This is a genomic window from Clostridium folliculivorans (genome assembly GCF_024341905.1).
Classification (GTDB): domain Bacteria; phylum Bacillota; class Clostridia; order Clostridiales; family Clostridiaceae; genus Clostridium_AR; species Clostridium_AR folliculivorans.
In genome coordinates this window covers 66,353-84,570 of the sequence record NZ_BQXY01000006.1, presented here as the reverse complement: position 1 = coordinate 84,570, position 18,218 = coordinate 66,353, and the positions used below count along the sequence as shown (strand labels likewise).

The window sequence follows — 18,218 nt, the reverse complement described above, 5'->3', positions numbered from 1 at the left end:
AACTCTCCTCCTTTATTTAAAACCACTATTTCGATTTCTATTAGTAATTCTTTCTCATCTACCTTTTTTAATGTATATGAGACACTTGTTAGGTGGTATATTCTTGTTTTTTACTCTTTAAAGCTTTAAAAGCTTCTCTAGTTTATTTTTTGTTTCGTCATCCACAGCCATTTGTATAGTAATACTTGCCTCTTCTATTTCTGTGGATTTAAAGGATATATAACTTAAATATAGTTTACCAACCATAGGATGGTGCAGAAGTTTTTGTCCTTCAGGCGTTCCCTTGATCCCTTGCTCATTCCACCATTCATTAAAAAATGAATTTTTAGAATTTAATTCATCAATAATTTCATTTATTTTAGCATCATTTTCATAGCAACTATAGTTAGCTCTCAATTGCTCAACACGTAATCTAGAGTGCCCCTCCCAATTATCTAAAAGTTCTTTCATATAATTGTCATTAAAAGATCTCCATACAGAATTTCTTTCTTTTTCACTCATTCTTTCATAATTACCGTAAACTTTTAGAGCGGCTTTGTTCCAGCCGATTATAGTAAGTTTGCTATCTGTAATATATGCTATATTAGGATTTTGACTATCCAAAAATTTTTGTAATGTATCAGAAATAATAATTTTAGAAGTATCTTCTGCAGGCATTTTTTTATCAGACAAGTTAAATAGATATCTTTTTTCTTCATTGTTCAGCTGCAAAACTCTACTCAATGCAAGTAAAACCTCTACTGAAGGGTTAACATCTTGACCTTGTTCAATTCTTACATACCAATCAAGACTTACTCCAGCTAAATCAGCAACTTCCTCTCGCTTAAGGCCTTCTACCCTTCTTCTTTTTTCTAACTTGATTCCAAATTGCTCAGGCCTCAAGGTTGACCGCTTCTTTTTTAAAAATAATCCAAGCTCTTTATTCTTATCCATCACTATCTCCCCAATTTCTATTCAAATACTGATACTTATACTGCTATATTTAACCTATTAAACTGGTACTAATTATCATAGGATAATCTAACTTCTATTTGAAATAATGATTTAATTATATACTAAACTCATTACTTATTGAAAGGAAGATGTGAAAATGAATAGTGCTTACAGAACAAAAAAATTTTCAAATAATTTATTTATACTGCTCACGATTATATGTGCAATAGTAGTAGCTAACTTATATTATGACCAAGTTTTATTAACCAATATTTCTAGAGATTTTTCTGTGTCTATTTCGTCCACTGGTACGCTCATAACAGCTATACAAATAGGTTACACAATTGGATTACTATTTATAGTTCCACTAGGTGATAGATATAGTAGACGATTGCTTATCATTCTAAGTCTAATTTTTTCAGCTATTTTATTATTTTTAATGACTTTAGTGCATTCTTTTTATATTATAGTAATTATCGGATTTTTAATGGGACTTTCTAGTGTTTCAGCCCAGCTTATAATCCCATTTGTTTCATCTAATATTTCCTCAGAAAAGCGAGGGGTAATAGTTGGACACTTACTAACAGGAGTATTTCTTGGAGTACTTTTAGGTAGAGTATTCGGAGGTGTTATTGGTGAGTTATTCGGTTGGAGAGCTGTGCACGAAATCGCGGCAGTTGTCATATTACTTTTTTCAGCATATTTATATTATGTACTTCCAAGTGATTCTGTGGAAAAAGAAAATACATATAAAGATATTATATTGTCCTTACCTCCATTATTAAGGAAAGAAAAGGTATTGATAGAGACCATCGTTTTTGGAGCTTCAGCTTTTTGCGCTTTTAATATTTTTTGGGTTTCTTTGTCACTTATTTTAGAAAATCATCCTTATAATTATGGAAGTTCAATAGTTGGAGCATTTGGTTTTTTAGGTATGGCAGGCGCATTAGCAGCTGGTTTTGCTGGTAAGCTTACTAACAGTAAAAAAGTTACCTTATGGAATCTTCTTGCTTTAGCCATAATGTTTATATCCTTTTTAATTTTAGGTATAGGATGGTCAAAACTTATAATTCTTATTATTGTGACCTTTACTTTAGACATAGGTTCAAGAATGAATATGTCTATAAACCAAGGACGAATATACAAACTAAATCCTCAAAACCATAGTAGATTAAATTCACTTTATATGGTGGGCTACTATTTAGGCGGATCACTTGGATCATTGATAAGTACTAATGTATATCACTTATTTGGAGCAATGGGAATTATGATTGCAAGCTGTGCTGTACTCTTTCTCGCATATGCTTATTATTTAATTACTAATAAGCTTCTAAATTAAATTATCCTATGATAATTTAATGCCTGTTTAACATCCTAATTTATTTTTATAATAATTAAAGTGGTACATCTATAGATGCACAATTTAATATTTTAAAAAAGTTTAATCTGAAGCTATACATCAATATTCCTATAAAAAAAGGAGAATAAAAAATGAATTTAACAACTGTAGATCGAGAAAAATGTATCAAATGTGGACTTTGTGTAAATGAATGTCCTGAGCAAGTATTTAAATTGGGTACAAATGGTCCTGAAGAAATTTGTCCTGAAAACTGCATTGCCTGTGGCCATTGTGTTGCTATTTGTCCTAGAGAGGCTATGGACAACATAAAGACTCCTCTATCAAATCAAATTAGTTCAAAAAACTTTCCTAAATTGACCCCTGAAGAAGCAGAGAACTTTATTCGTTCAAGACGTTCTATCCGCTCTTATAAGACTACTCCTGTTCCAAGAGAAAAATTAATAGATCTTGTTAATATCGCTCATTATGCTCCTAATGGACATAACCTTCAAGGCATATCCTATGGCATAATTAATGACAGAAGCTTACTTGATAACGCTGTTAAACTTGTTATTGAAGAATTCGAAAAAAATAATGTTTCAAGCGAATTTACCAAACCTTATCGTGAAAAAGGACTAGATACTATTTTAAGAGGAGCCCCTGCTCTTATACTTGCAATCGCTGATGCTGATTTTGCACGTGGAAGAGAAAACTCAATTATTTCATTAACATACTTGGAGTTATATGCACCTACACTAGGATTAGCATCTTGTTGGGCTGGAATGTTTGAAAGATTTGCGACAAAAGATAATTCTCCAGTACTAGAATTGTTTAACATTCCTAAAGATAAAAAAATCACTGGCGCTGTTATGGTAGGATATCCAAAACACTCTTATCCAAGATTAGTTGACAAAAACCCATTAAACTTCACTTTTATAAATGAACAATAATTTCATATTACTTTACCTCAAAAAAGCTTATGTGCTTCTGTAAAATTACTGAATCAAGTGCTGTACACATGCTAACCGCTTGACTACCAATTCATAAAAATGATAAAATTCTATTAAACTTATTGGAATACTTTGATATGCTTCTGAATATCTTATTATATACATCATATTTGCGACTAAAATTCACACTTGTATGTTCCCAGTCTCTTTGCGAAGCTTATATTTTGAGATATAACAATTAGATATGAGTATTATAAGCTTAATTAAAGTTAAAAAATAAATAGTATTACATGTAAAAATTTTAATGATTAAGTAAAAGAAAAGTATTATAATTATTATACTTTTTAAATTAATAGGAGTGATTAAAAATGGAGAAGATCGCGAGCTTTACAGTAAATCACTTGGACTTACTTCCAGGTGTATATGTTTCAAGAAAAGATAATTTTAAAGATGTAGTTCTTACAACCTTTGATATAAGAATGACCAGGCCAAACCTTGAACCTGTTATGAACACTGCAGAAATGCATGCATTTGAGCACTTAGGTGCTACTTTCTTAAGAAATCATAAAACTTATGCATCAAAGACTGTTTATTTTGGACCTATGGGCTGCAGAACTGGTTTCTATATAATACTTGAAGGCGATTATGAGTCAAAAGATATTGTAGGTTTATTAACTGAAATGTACAAATTTATAGCTGACTTTGAAGGTGATATCCCTGGTGCATCAGCTAGAGATTGCGGAAACTATTTAGATATGAATCTTCCAATGGCTAAATACCTAGCAAATAAATTCTTAAAAGAGGTTCTAGAAGTTATAACTGAAAAGAACTTAGTATACCCACAATAATATAATGCTGCTCAGAAACAACAAGCCATCTGTTATAAAAAATAGCGGATGGCTTGTTGTTTAATTTTTTGCTTATCTTTTTATTATATATATAAATTCTAATAAGCTTTATTCATAAAAGTATCGTAGTAAATACACTCTAATCTATTTATCTATGAACCAAATTAAATAAAACTTATATATTTTCATTAATATCTTTCTTAAGTAATTTTATTTTGTTTTAATAAGCATCTTTGATGCATTATTTATCGAATTAGAATACACTTTCCACTGATTGTCCTCATAAATAAGCCCTACATAACCTTTTTCTGTATCCTTTTCACTCTTTTGATCTTTATCATATGTCGCCTCTACCGATGCAGTATAGTTAAATCCAAACTTTCCTTCCTTCTTGTCCTCAAAGGTTTTCTCAAACTCTATCTTAGTGGCTTTTACACTGCATTTATTTGTAGAGCAAAACTTAAGATTTCTAACGTAAAATCTATTTGCAATCAATGAATCTAAATCCTTGGATGTAGTTACAGTTTTGAACTTATCATGAGCCTTATTAATATTGTCAGGAGCTTGCATATCCTCTGCATCCTTACTTGAATTTACTTCATAAAACTCATATAAAAATTTTTCTGCTGTAGCTTGAGCTGTACTTTCCGAAGCCTTAGTCTCTTCTGTAGTCTTTGAACTGCTGGAACATCCCGTTATAGCAAATATGCAAAGTGTTAACACTGAAATGATTATTAATATAGATTTGTTTTTCATTATAGCCCTCCCCTTTTTAATTAAAATATTCCGAAACCATCTTATTTACATACTATATTTATATAAATAATAGCACCTATTACCATTACTTCCTATAGCTGTATCCTTATATTTACCTTAAGAATATATAAGCTAAACTATTTCATCCAAAACTTTGCTACAGCTTATCCCTATTTATTAAAAACTGAACTTTATTAAACTAAATAAACTTTTTATAGAACTCTACTTTTCAATTTCTCCAAAAAACAAAGCAAACAATAATTTATATGAGCATTGCTTCACTTACCTTCCATTTTGTATATGTTGACAATTTCGTCCTACAGTTGTAGGATAAAATTAGGATTACAATTGTAGGAGGATAAATAATGAGTAAGTTACCCAAAATATCTGATTCTGAGTGGGAAGTTATGGAGGTAATATGGTTAAAAAAACTATGTACTTCCTCGGAAATTGTTGATGCTTTAAAAGATAATAGTGAATGGAGCCCAAAAACTATCCACACTCTCATAACAAGATTGGTAAAAAAAGGCGCTGTAGATGTGGATAAGACGTCTACAACCTATAAATATAGCCCTTTAATATCTGAAAAAGATTTAAAAAGTCAGGAAACTAAGACCTTTGTCCAGAAACTTTATGGTGGTTCTCTTAAGCTCCTTCTATCAAATTTTATTAAGGAAGAAGAGTTAAGTGCTGATGAAATCCATGAACTAAGAAAGCTTCTAGATGAAAAAACTAATAAGTAGGTGGATTTATGGATTTATTAAATAAAATATTCACATCTATCGTATATCTCTCTTTAATGGCCAGTGCTGCAGTTATTTTGATATCACTAATCAAATTAATATTCAAAAATAAGTTTAGCGGATCTTGGCATTATTATATTTGGCTTATAGTTATCATTAGACTTATGCTCCCCTACTCCATTGACAGCAATATAAGTTTATTTAATTATACAAATGTGGGAATTGGAGATAACCTTAGTAAGAATATTTCTAGCATAATAGAAGAAAATAATATCAGTAAGGTGCCAATATCCCCTGGGAAAGTAAGTATCAATACTCCTAAAGCTTCATCAAATACTATTGATTCACAAAAAGACGCACTGCCTGATATAGCTTATACACCTAGTTCATACAGCCTCTTTGAGACTATTAGCTATAAATACAACCTTCCAATGTTCTGGCTCATTGGAGTGACTTTATTAGCTTCTTATATATTATTTTCTTATATATTATTTAACTTAAAAATAAACTCTAGCAGTAAAAGCAATGCGGCAGACCTATACCTTATACTAGATAAGTGTAAGAAAAAGCTTAGAATAAACCGTAACGTCAAAATAATATATAGTAATTATATAACTAGTCCTTGTATCTTAGGTATAATCACACCCAAAATATTAATACCTGGATTTTTATCAAAAGAGTTAGACCCAAAAGATTTAGAATATATAATATTACATGAACTCTCTCATCTAAAAAAGAATGATTTAATGCTGAACTGGATTATGACATCTCTGCAAGTCATCTATTGGTTTAATCCAATAATATGGATAGCTTTTAATAAAGCAAGAAAAGACTGTGAATTAAGCTGTGACAGCTTCGTCTTAGGAACAATCTCTAAAACTGCATATAAGGAATATGGAGAAACTTTACTTAAAATTGCAGCCTCATACACTGACTACAAATGGACACCTGGTGTTACCTCAATAGTTAGTAAAGGAGAAATTAAAAGGAGAATAATTATGATTACTAAATTCAAAAAACAAAGTATAGCCTGGTCAATAATAGCTTTATCTTTAACTTTATTGGTAGGTTGCGGAAGCCTAACAAATCCAAAAAATAATGAAGCTACAAATAACAATAATGCTGTAACAGATAATACAACTCAAAATGGAAATACCAATAATTCTAGCAACTCAAATGTAAGTGTTCCAGACACTTCAGATAGTACAACTAATAACAATAATAGTAATACTTCAAATACTGTTAATAATAACGCAAATTCCAATAGTTCTCCGTCCTCACAAGGTCAGACAACTACCACCAATAAGAGTGTAGAACTTTTAAAAAATATCTATACTCTTTCTAAACAAGGTAAAGTTCCTGATTGCGAGTTTGCAAGTAAGGATACTCTATTTGGAGATGTAGCAACTAAATGGGGTGACCCCGATAAAATTGATTATGTAGGAGAAGGTCATACCTCTGCTCGTTACGCTCTTTATAATAAGAAAGGTTTTCATTTTGGTTTAAACAAAGGTGATCAAGTTTTTGATGTAAGATCCTTTAAGAGTTATTTAAAGGATATAAAATATAACGATGTACAAAAGACCTTAGGAAAACCTTCAGTTATAAATAAAACTAGTACTCAGCATATAATTATATATAACGTAAATAAAACTTATCAGTTGATGCTTATATTCCCTAAGCCAACTGATACCAATAAAAACCCTTCACTTGACCATATTTCAGTATATGATCCTGCTGATGCCATAAATAACATGGCTGGTTAAAGAAAATAATATGTAAATGAGTCACTTTTAGATAAATACTTATCTTAGAGTGACTCATTTTTTATAGCATATTGGCTACTATATGTGTAAAATAAAAATATTAATTGAATCAAACTAGTGACTACAGGATTACATTTACCGAATATTTACAAAAATATTCTTAAAATAGGACAGAAATAGAAATGTCTTATTATTATAAATAACTTTATATTTAGAGGTGATTTAAATTGGATATTTTAGATAATAAAAAAGTTGTAAGCATCCTAATAGAACATAAAGAATATTTCCTCACTGGAAAAACTAAAGATATAGACTTCCGAATTGATGCTTTAAAAAAATTGAAAGCTTCTATTAAAAACCATGAAAAAGAAATTCTGAATGCCCTCTATAGAGATTTAGGAAAAGGTGAATTTGAAGCCTATAGCACAGAGATTGGATTTACATTAGACAGCATAAGTAATTTTACTCGTAATCTAAAAAAATGGTCTAGGAGTAAAACTGTTAGAAGTCCTATTCATCAAGTTCCATCAAAAAGTTATATTGTTCACGAACCTTACGGTACAGTGCTCATAATTGGGCCTTTTAACTATCCTTTTCAGCTTTTAATCGAGCCTCTAATTGGTGCTATAGCCGCAGGAAATTGTGTGGTATTAAAACCTTCGGAGAGTACTCCTACCGTTTCAGCTTTGGTAAAAAAGATAATTGAAGAGACATTCGATTCTAATTATATAAGAGTCATAGAAGGAGAAAGAGAAACAACCTCAGCTCTTATAAATTCACCTTTTGATTATATATTCTTTACAGGCAGTGTGCCTGTAGGAAAAATAGTAATGGAGGCAGCAGCTAAAAACCTAGTTCCAGTTACCTTAGAACTTGGAGGTAAGAGCCCTGTTATAGTTGATAAAACTGCAAATCTAGCTATTGCAGCTAAAAGAATATTATGGGGAAAGCTCATCAATGCTGGTCAAACCTGCATTGCACCTGATTATGTGCTAGTACATAAAAGCATTAAGGATGAATTTATAAAAAAGTTGAAAGAGACAGTTGTAAATTTTTACGGAGCTGATGCTTCAAAGAGCACTGATTACGGAAGGATAGTAAATGAAAGACAGCTTAATCGCCTAGCATCTATACTTAATAAAGACAAATCAAAAATTGTTTACGGTGGTAATTACAACATAAGCACTTTATATATTGAACCAACTATCATAGACAATGTGACCTGGCAGGATGCAGTAATGGAAGATGAAATCTTTGGGCCTATCCTCCCTTTGCTTGAGTATGAAGATATAAGTGCTGCTATCAGAATGATTAATGAACATCCTAAGCCATTAGCCTTCTACATCTTCACTGAAGATAAAACTGTAGAAAATCTTGCATTAAACAGTATATCTTTTGGTGGAGGTTGCGTTAATGATACTATTTCCCATGTGGCAAGTTCCCAGCTGCCTTTTGGTGGCGTAGGCAATTCTGGAATAGGTGCTTACCACGGTAGATATAGCTTTGAGATATTCACACATAAAAAGAGCATCATTAAGAAAAGCACTAAAGTAGATCTAAAATTGATATTCCCACCTTACGGAAATAGAATTAACTTGGTGAGGAAGATATTTAAATAATATAATGAAATTTAGAGATAATAATATTGAACTTATACAACTACAAAATGGTATTTCGACTACTAGGTAGTATATTTATAATGGAATTTCTAAAGGGTTGTTTTAGAGAATTCACTATATACTATCAAGTAAGTCAAAATACCATTTTAAAATTTTGGTTTCCGTATTTATCTATTGAATCTGGCTTATATTAAATATGGTTCTTAATATTACTGTTAAAATTAAAGTATCAGATAGAGCGACACCTTAATCCTCAACACAATGTTAAATATAAGTTTATTGTTGCGTAAGATTAAATGCTTCCCATGCACCTCCAACTGATGCTTTAGTTGCATATAACACACCATTGTTATTTAAATCTGTAGTTACATAAAGATTATTTGCCATGGCTTGAAGCGCTACAGTTCCATCTGCTTGTGGTACTTTCTTAAATTTCTCCCACTGTTGGATTGAAGTACTTCTAGCTATAAGTTTATTTCCATTATTAAGATCTGCAGCAACATATTTTCCATTAGCCTTAGATTGGAAAGAGATAGTCCCGTCTCCGTTATCTATAACCTTAAATAACTCCCAATCTCCAGCAGTATCTCTATTAGCTAATAATGGATCGTTTCCATAGTTATCAGCACTGATTACTTTTCCGTTAGCTCTTGCTGTTAAATATGAATATTGAGAAGTTACTGGCGCTGTAGATGTATATTTTTTAACTAAATTTTGGAAAGATGTATTAGGTAAGAAGTTTGCAGTATTGAATTTTTGCCATTTAGAAGCTATAGTGTCAGCACTGTCATTGTTTATATCTGGTACTGCATTAGTGTTGTACTTGTAGAAACCCCAATGGTTGCTGCCATTGGTAATCTTGTATGTCCAGTTTGTCCATGATGCATTTATAGAATTCATTTGTGATAAGAACTTCTCCCATAAATCGTCAAAATCAAATACGCAGAATTCCCCAGCATATACTGGTATATTCCATGAATTTTGATGGTCCTTCATACCTTGAACTGCTGAATCTATTAATCCGTTTTGAGCATTCCAGTCAGTAGGTTGACTATTTGCCATAGCATAATAGTGCATTTCATAAACTACATTTGTCCAACCATAAACCGATGGCGCATATAGTTGATTCCAATCCCATGCACCTTCCATGTATATCATATGATCTGGATCTATAGCTCTGATTGCTTGATAAAGTCTGTTATATAATCCATTTAATTGATCTCTTCCAACTCTGTCCGGCTCATTTAATAAGTCATAACCAGCTACTGTTGCATTGCCCTTGTACCGATTAGCTATACCTTGCCATAAGGTTACCGTTCTATCCTGATATTGAGTATTCTTCCAAAGTTGTGGATCTGAATTTGCTTCTCCACAGTTGTCAAAAGTGTTTTGCCCTCCGAAAGTTCCGTGAAGATCAAGTAACACATATATTCCTCTAGTAGAACATTCATTTACAAGCCAATCTAGCTTACTCCATGGATCTGACTTCCAGTTACCATACTTGTCCATTAAATCAAGGTAGTATATAGGAACACGTACAAAGTTCATGCCCATATTCTTTATGTTATCTAAGTCACCGGTATTCAACCATGCATTTTGATAAGTATTAATTAAGCTTTCTTTAGTAGCCTCACCAAATCTATTGGTCAAAGTTTCACGTAAAGTCCATTCATCTGTAACGCCAATTGGAGACATCCAACCTTCTTGTAATAGCCAACCACCTAGATTGGTACCACGTAGATTTACTACTGAGCCTGTTCCCTTGTTATCTCTTATTACTGTTCCGCTAGTCTTTAAGAAACCTGTACTTCCGATAGTAGCAGCTTTTGTTTTTACTGTAGAAGTAACCATAGTCCCTAAAAGCATCAAGGTAGCAATTGTAACTGATAATCCCTTACTTTTTCTTAACATATTAATTTACCTCCTGTTATTCATATAATTATTTAGGGTTATCTAAAAATTGTTTACAAATGTCGTCTTCTCTTGATGTTGCTCAAAGTTATCATTCAAATCAAAATTATTGTGACTTATATAGCATAATCCCCTCCTTTATAACTTACATACTTGTTTTTTCATTACACAAAAAGCTTTTCAGTAACACATATTTATTATTATAGTTTCATATGTATAAAGTTTAATATTATTCCATTTATTAATCAAGTATCCAAAATTATAAAATAGGGTTGATTTTTCGATTTTTTTCAATGTGGGTAATATAACCACTTTAAATTTTTATAATTACTGAAGCTAAATTAACTTTACAGTATATATTCTTTATCCAAGCATCAGTTTAAATTGTAATTTTATTTCTTGAAACAATAGATTGTATTAATTAATTAAAGTATCATAGCCATTTTTTTAATAAATAAAGCTACGATAACTTTTGTTCTCGTAGCTTTCATAAATATCTACATGAATAACTCTTTAATTATGTTGATACCTTTAGTTTTAAAGATATGAATCTTCATTAAAATTATTTACTCAAATCTAGCGTTATTTGTCTATCTTTCATAAAGGCACCATCTTCATACTTATTGTAGACTAAATAATATTCTTCATCTTTATTAAGATTAAATTCATAGTCTAAAGTATTATTTATATTACTAGCTTTCTCATAGTACTCCCATGAATCAACCTTTCTTACATTGGAAGCCTCACTATCAAACAGATCAATATTTGACTGATACTTTTTCGCTGATTTTGGAACTATTACAAAAGGCTCTCTAGCTCTTCTCTCAATAAAATCGCCTTTAAAAGCTACGTTTATCTTTAGTTTATTATTATCTTGCTCAATTGAATTTATATTAAAACTCATGTCTTTACCTTGTTTAATTTCTAATGGTGCCTTTATATCTTTTAGATTTATAAATTGATCATCCTTATATACCTTATTAATTCTATTGTTTAATTTCCAACTAAATGGAGTTATTACTAATTTCTTTGGTATATATGTCATCGGCTTAAAAAGCATAACCTCTTTTCCATTATATCCTCTTCCTCCAATGCCCTCTAAAGCTTTGCCATTTTCATCACATATATATAAATTATTAAAATTAAGCTCGCCATCAAGTTGTTCTATTTTTTCTTTAAGTACTTCATCTTCTTTTTTTTCTGATTTTATTACTTTATAATATTCATCATAAAACTTTGGATCATGACTTGCTAGGATTTTAGTTTCTAATGGTGTAAAAATTATCTTGTCTATTGAAAATTTATATCCTCCTATATTGGTACTGTAATTTATATTAAAAATCTTTGAATTTTCTTTCAACAACTCCTTGGAAGCTTTAAAGTTAAAGTCCCAATTTCCTTCAGCAAATTTATAGTTTTGCGTATGAATCTCATTTATACACCAATCTATACTGACATCATCATCCAATTTCAAATCAGATATATCATAGCTTGTTATTACTGCATATTTTTCTAGTTTATCATCTTCCTTAGATATTTTTCTATCATCCATTGATATCCTATCAAAATATTGGTTATTTGGTAGTTCCTTACCATTTATTTTTAAACTGTTTTTTCTCAACTGTACTCCCCATTGAAGTTTTTTATCACTTGTCACAGTATAAATAAACTTCAAACTAGAATCATCATATATAACTCCTTGCAACGCTATCTCAATACCATCATAGGTCTTACTCATATTGATTTGACTAGCTTTAGTTATATAATTATCATTATAAAAATACATTTTTTTTAGATACTGAGAAAGCTCCTTTAAAGGAGGTATATTATCAGCTAATGCAGGTGTAACCACAACTGTAGTTAAAACTAAAAATGCTAAGGATGCAGCAATTATTGCGTTTCTTTTCCTATTAGTTTTTCTTTTCTTTACATTATCTGCTTCATCATTCTTAATAATTTCATATGCTTTACCTAACTTTATATTAATTGAGTCTGGAATTTTTAATTCTTCTTCTTTACTCATCTCTTTTTCCATAATTCTGTTAAACAACTTTTCTTCCATTACTCCTGTACCTCCTTTAATAACTGGAAAAGCTTATTTCTTGCTCTTGATAGTCTGGATTTAACTGTACCTTCAGAAATATCAAGGCATTTTGATATTTCTTTAATACTTAAGTCTTCATAATAATAAAGAAATATTGGTTCTCTAAATTTAGACTCTAACTTCTTTATTGCTTTCAGCACAGGTTGTTTATCAAAATTATAATCATCCGTATAGCTTTCTTCTTTATGAAATACTTTATCTAGAAAAACTATCTTCTTTTTCCCTCTCAATATGTTATTACATTCATTAACCATTATCTTTATAAGCCAAGTCTTAAAGCTATGAAGATTCTTAAGATTTTTCAAACTTTTATAAGCTTTAAGCACAGTTTCCTGCATAGCATCACCAATATCATCATCACTATCCAAAATAGTTCTTCCCATTCTATATAGATCTATCTTGTATTCTTCGATGACACTTATAAAAGTATCTTTATCTCCTTCTTTAGCTAATATTATATTGTTTTCAAAAGCTGTACGACTGTCATCTAATTCAACCATTCCTTCACTTACCTCATCAAAATACATAACTATTCTCCTCTTTATTTTTTAATGAGCATTTGTATCATATTAAGGATGTACCACTTTGTAATGAACCTTATTATTTTTAAATTCTCTCACCAAAAGCCGTGAGAGTTTTAAAAATTGATTCAGCTTCAAGGTGATACATCTAAAAAGCGCTTTTTGATTTAACACACATCTATAAGACGTACTACTTAGACTTTAGGTTCCCAAAAAATAAAATTCTTTTTAATTATATCTATGTTCAACACGGTTCTTTAACAGCACCTAAAATATAAATTCATGATTTAAAAATATATTTTCTATCATATGGTACAAATATCCTTTCACCAGAATAGTCTATTAATGAAATAATTCTATTATGGAGAGATTGCATTGGGATATTACGTTAAGACAGATGATGATGTAAAAATATATGTAGAAGATATTAATCCAAAAGGTGATAAAACCATATTATTTATTCATGGATGGCCTGCAAATCATAATTTGTTTGAATATCAATTTGATGAATTACCTAAGCTTGGATATAGATGCATTGGCATTGATATAAGAGGATTCGGAAAATCAGATAAGCCTGCTGAAGGTTACGACTATGATAGACTGGCTGATGATGTTAGATGTGTTGTTAATGCCATAAAGTTAAAGAATTTCACTTTATGTGGTCATTCTGTAGGAGGTGCAATAGCTGTTAAATACATGTCTCGTCATAAGGGGTATGGTGTATCAAAGCTTGCTCTATTTGGTGCAGCAGCGCCTAGCTTAACTAGAAGACCAGAATTCCCAGCTGGCATTAGCAAAGAAGATGTAACATCTCTTATTGAACAAACATATGAAGATAGACCTAAAATGCTCAGAAGCTTTGGTGAAATGTTCTTCTTCCAAAACATAACTAAGCCATTTTCACAGTGGTTCTTTAACCTGGGACTTGAAGCTTCAGGAATAGCTACTGCAGCTGTTGCAACTTCCTTTAGAGATGAAGAGTTATTTTCTGATATAAGGAAAATTGAAGTACCAACTCTAATTCTTCACGGAATACATGATAAAGTTTGCCTTTTCCCACTTGCAGTTGCATTAAATCAAGGAATCAAAGATTCTAAACTAGTACCTTTTGAAAATAGCGGACATGGTTTATTCTATGAGGAAAAAGATAAATTCAATAAAGAATTAATAAAATTCATAGAAGATTAAAAATTAAATGCCAGTACTGAAGCAACGCTTTCAATACTGGCATTTTTATTTATAGTAAAATCCATAATTTATAACTTATTTAAAATCATAAAGCAATAGTATCTTAATTAATCTTTGTAATTAAGATACTATTGAGTTTAAAGTTACTGATTTATAAATTGAAAACCCATAAAAATATAATATTCAGATGAATTATATGATAGTTAAAAGATCATCTCCATGCTCAACAGTAACATTATCAGCTTTAAGTATTTCTAGATATTTATGAGAGTTTGTTACTATTACAGGAGTAATTACATCATAACCTTCTTTCTTAATTGAATCACAATCAAAACTTATAAGTTTGTCACCAACGTCTATTATATCTCCTGTATTTACAAAAGCTTCAAAATACTTACCTTCTAAATGTACAGTATCAATACCAATATGTATCAATATCTCAACTCCCTCATCAGAGGTTATAGCTATTGCATGTTTTGTAGGAAATAGCATTGTTATTCTTCCGTTTACAGGAGAGTAAACTATCCCTTCAGCTGGATTAATTGCTATGCCTTTGCCCATAATCTCATCTGCAAAAGTATCATCGTTGACTTTTGATAAGTCTATCACCTCTCCTTTAATAGGACTTCTTACAAGTATCTTTCTGTTTAGTGAATCTTGCTGAAGTGTTATTGGCTTTTCCTGTTCATGTGCATCCACATTTTCAAATTTTACCTTTTCTTGCTTTTGTATTTCTTCAAATCCTAATATCCATGTCAATACAAAAGCCACTACAAATGAGATTATGCATACTATAATTGCATTAATAAAATTAGCTCTTGTTCCTAAGAAAATTGGTATAGCAGCAAGTCCTGGTGATGCGAGAGTGTACGACTTTAATCCTGTTACTGCTGCATAAAATCCTCCACAAGCTCCTCCTATTAACACTGCTACAAAAGGCCTCTTATACCTTAAGTTAACTCCATACATGGCTGGTTCTGTTATTCCAAAAACTGCAGTTATTCCTGATGAACTAGCTAGCTGCTTAAGTTCTTTGTTTTTTGTCTTTATAGCTACGGCTAGAGCTGCACCTCCTTGAGCAATATTTGAAGAGAGCATAGCTGGCACTATGAGAGATTCAAATCCAAACTTATTTATTGCTTCCATTGCTATAGGAACTACACTGTAATGCATCCCAGTCATAACCAAAAGTGGCATAGTCCCTGATAGTAAGGTCAAAACCAACCAGCCTGCTTTAGCATTAGAATAATTTATAACAGTACTTAGTAAATCACCTATTAGCGTTCCTAAAGGCCCTATTACAATCAATGCTAGTGGAGCTGAAACTAATAAAACTAACAATGGTTTAGTAAAAAACTTAATAGCCTTTGGTGAAATTCTATCAGCAATTTTCTCAATATAAGACATCACCCAAACTATTAAAATAATAGGGATTACTGAAGATGAATATTTTGATAAAGTAATAGGAATTCCTAAAAAACTTACATTCTTCCCTGCTTGAACTAAAGCAGAAAAGTCTGGATGTAAAAGTACCGCACCTAAACTCATCGCTAAAAAAGGATTACACTTAAACTTAATTGCAGAGGTATATGCTAAAAATATAGGTAGGAAGTAAAACCCTGCATCACCTATAAAATTTAATACGTAATAAGTCTCACTTGATTTAGATAATATATTAAAAGCTGTAAATAAAGCTAGCACTGCTTTCAACATACCAGCTCCAGTTATTGCAGGTAATATGGGAGTAAATACTCCGGAAATAGTATCTAATATTGCAGTCCCTGGAGATCTTATTTCTTTATCTTCGCTCATATCTTCTTCAGCAAAGTTTCCTATCTTCCTTATTTCATTGCATATACGTGCTACATCTGTTCCAACTATTATCTGAAATTGTCCCCCTTTGTTTACGGCTCCCATAATTTCCTTATTTGTGTTTATGCCTTCTATATCAACCTTCTTAATATTTTTCAGCTTAAATCTCAATCTGGTAGCACAATTAGTTACACTTTTTACGTTAGATATCCCCCCAATCTTTTCTAATATATCTTTTGCAAACTCATTATAATTCATTATTTTTCCTTTCTTACAACTGCCGTCACTTATCAAAACTTATATCTTCAATCTTATTTATAGAAAACTGTAAAAGTTTTAAATCATTAAACTACCGCATATGTATGTAACCTTTAAAATTATCTATATTTCTTAATCAACTAATATAAAGTAGTTGTCAAAAATATATACTTACTCCTAACAATTCACCTAATGGATAAATAGTAAAGCAAAGACCTAATTTAATTATAGTAAATTTATATTTCACTATAATTAAATTAGGCCTATCGTACTTAATACTTGATTACTTTCCTTCTCTTTGAGTTACTCTGTTTATATGTAGCATAAAATAAAGCATCTCATCGTTTGTTATAAGTACGTCAAATTTCTTCTTTATATAATTCCTAACCTTTAGAGCACATTCATGAGCCTCAGGGTATTTTTCTTTTATCTGTTCATATAGAAAGTCCTCATCGCTTCCTGAAAGTTCTTTCGCTAAAAGTCTCTTTGCAAAATATCTTATGTGTGTAACAAATCTGCTATAGTTTAAACTTGACTCATCAATATTTAAATTATAGTGGAATTTAACAATTTTCAGTACATCTTCAACCATTTCTGTAACTAAGATGGTCTGTTTAATATCTTCTCCACCTTGTTGTGCATTTACAAAATGTAATGCTATAAATCCAGCCTCATCTTCAGGCAGAGATATACCTTCATAATATTGTATAAGCTTTAATGACTTCAATGCTGCTGCAAATTCTTTCTTATAGAATTTCTTGATTTCCCAAAGTAATGCATTCTTCATGTTTATGCCCTGCTTATATCTGCTTAAAGCATAATTAACATGATCTGCTAGAGCAATGTAAATACTCTCGTTAAGATTTACTCCTAAATCTGTTTGTGCTTCCTCAATTATTTTATTAGTCAATTCAAGATGATTTACAGGAACTTCTTTAATTAATTCTATAAATTTATTAGCGAGTTCAGGTGAATTAAGAACAAAGGTCTTCTCTACTTTTTCCAAGCCTATATCATCACCAGGTTTCTTCTGAAATGCTACACCTCGCCCTAGAAGCACCATTTCTAGTAGATTCTCATCCTCAGCTAGCAAAATATTATTGTTAAATACTTTCTTTACTTTCATCCCTAGCCCCCTTTTCTTTTTGTACACATATCACATTTTCACATCTTTATTCATAAAAAAGTCGCTGAAAAGACCTTCTTCAGTGAGCTTTTTTTGCGCATCTGCCTTTCAGAATGTATATTAGGAAAATTTATCAGGCGAATAAGCTCTATTTTTTACTGCATAATCATAAAAAACTTATAAAAGCATTGAAATATTTAGGTTTAGCTAATTTAAAAATTTTATAATTCCCTAATGCAATAAAATAAAAAACCTAAATTAATATAAAAACGCAAAGCCACCTTGTGTTTTTATATTAATTTAGGTCTTGCCTGCTAACCAGTTACAATCCTATCAATTTATAT

Annotated in this window: 14 protein-coding genes; 7 read left to right on the top strand and 7 right to left on the bottom strand. The window is 30.9% G+C overall.

The window, feature by feature from the left end; translation table 11 throughout:
- Positions 1 to 117 precede the first annotated feature (117 nt).
- Positions 118 to 933, bottom strand: a complete 816-nt coding sequence (locus OCU55_RS16705) for a helix-turn-helix transcriptional regulator (protein WP_261853432.1) — start codon at positions 931 to 933, stop codon at positions 118 to 120.
- Positions 934 to 1,090: 157 nt separating this feature from the next.
- Between OCU55_RS16705 and OCU55_RS16700 the strand changes: the two genes are divergently transcribed.
- From OCU55_RS16700 to OCU55_RS16690, 3 genes are all read left to right on the top strand, one after another.
- The gene (locus OCU55_RS16700) at positions 1,091 to 2,272 is read left to right on the top strand and encodes an MFS transporter (protein WP_261853431.1); all 1,182 of its coding nucleotides are present in this window, start codon (positions 1,091 to 1,093) and stop codon (positions 2,270 to 2,272) included.
- Positions 2,273 to 2,424: 152 nt separating this feature from the next.
- A complete protein-coding gene (locus OCU55_RS16695) occupies positions 2,425 to 3,222 on the top strand; it encodes a nitroreductase family protein (RefSeq protein ID WP_261853430.1) in 798 nt (265 codons plus the stop codon).
- A gap of 368 nt (positions 3,223 to 3,590) precedes the next feature.
- Positions 3,591 to 4,070: an S-ribosylhomocysteine lyase gene (locus OCU55_RS16690; protein ID WP_261853429.1), complete on the top strand. Its 480-nt coding sequence runs from the start codon at positions 3,591 to 3,593 to the stop codon at positions 4,068 to 4,070.
- 210 nt (positions 4,071 to 4,280) lie between these two features.
- On the opposite strand, the gene OCU55_RS16685 is transcribed toward OCU55_RS16690, so the two are convergent.
- On the bottom strand, positions 4,281 to 4,826 hold the full coding sequence (locus tag OCU55_RS16685) for a hypothetical protein (RefSeq protein ID WP_261853428.1): 546 nt from the start codon (positions 4,824 to 4,826) through the stop codon (positions 4,281 to 4,283).
- Between the two features lie 365 nt (positions 4,827 to 5,191).
- Here OCU55_RS16685 and OCU55_RS16680 point away from each other — a divergent pair, with 365 nt between their 5' ends.
- From OCU55_RS16680 to OCU55_RS16670, 3 genes are all read left to right on the top strand, one after another.
- A complete protein-coding gene (locus OCU55_RS16680; RefSeq protein WP_261853427.1) occupies positions 5,192 to 5,569 on the top strand; it encodes a BlaI/MecI/CopY family transcriptional regulator in 378 nt (125 codons plus the stop codon).
- Between the two features lie 8 nt (positions 5,570 to 5,577).
- Positions 5,578 to 7,335 (top strand): M56 family metallopeptidase, encoded by a 1,758-nt coding sequence (locus OCU55_RS16675; RefSeq protein ID WP_261853426.1) that lies wholly within the window; start codon positions 5,578 to 5,580, stop codon positions 7,333 to 7,335.
- Between the two features lie 227 nt (positions 7,336 to 7,562).
- Positions 7,563 to 8,954 (top strand): aldehyde dehydrogenase, encoded by a 1,392-nt coding sequence (locus OCU55_RS16670; RefSeq protein WP_261853425.1) that lies wholly within the window; start codon positions 7,563 to 7,565, stop codon positions 8,952 to 8,954.
- 276 nt (positions 8,955 to 9,230) lie between these two features.
- On the opposite strand, the gene OCU55_RS16665 is transcribed toward OCU55_RS16670, so the two are convergent.
- The 3 genes from OCU55_RS16665 to OCU55_RS16655 form a co-directional block, all read right to left on the bottom strand.
- A complete protein-coding gene (locus OCU55_RS16665; protein WP_261853424.1) occupies positions 9,231 to 10,865 on the bottom strand; it encodes a cellulase family glycosylhydrolase in 1,635 nt (544 codons plus the stop codon).
- Positions 10,866 to 11,427: 562 nt separating this feature from the next.
- Positions 11,428 to 12,927, bottom strand: coding sequence for a DUF4179 domain-containing protein (locus OCU55_RS16660; RefSeq protein WP_261853423.1), 1,500 nt, complete (start codon positions 12,925 to 12,927; stop codon positions 11,428 to 11,430).
- Positions 12,927 to 13,496: an RNA polymerase sigma factor gene (locus OCU55_RS16655; protein ID WP_261853422.1), complete on the bottom strand. Its 570-nt coding sequence runs from the start codon at positions 13,494 to 13,496 to the stop codon at positions 12,927 to 12,929. Before OCU55_RS16655 ends, OCU55_RS16660 begins: the two co-directional genes overlap by 1 nt.
- 369 nt (positions 13,497 to 13,865) lie before the next feature.
- Here OCU55_RS16655 and OCU55_RS16650 point away from each other — a divergent pair, with 369 nt between their 5' ends.
- Positions 13,866 to 14,678 carry an alpha/beta fold hydrolase gene (locus OCU55_RS16650; protein ID WP_261853421.1) on the top strand — a complete coding sequence of 271 codons (813 nt, stop codon included), beginning with the start codon at positions 13,866 to 13,868 and terminating at the stop codon, positions 14,676 to 14,678.
- 192 nt (positions 14,679 to 14,870) lie between these two features.
- Here OCU55_RS16650 and OCU55_RS16645 read toward each other — a convergent pair whose 3' ends face one another.
- The gene (locus OCU55_RS16645; protein WP_261853420.1) at positions 14,871 to 16,748 is read right to left on the bottom strand and encodes a beta-glucoside-specific PTS transporter subunit IIABC; all 1,878 of its coding nucleotides are present in this window, start codon (positions 16,746 to 16,748) and stop codon (positions 14,871 to 14,873) included.
- A gap of 283 nt (positions 16,749 to 17,031) precedes the next feature.
- The gene (licT, locus tag OCU55_RS16640) at positions 17,032 to 17,874 is read right to left on the bottom strand and encodes a BglG family transcription antiterminator LicT (RefSeq protein WP_261853419.1); all 843 of its coding nucleotides are present in this window, start codon (positions 17,872 to 17,874) and stop codon (positions 17,032 to 17,034) included.
- Between the last annotated feature and the right edge of the window lie 344 nt (positions 17,875 to 18,218).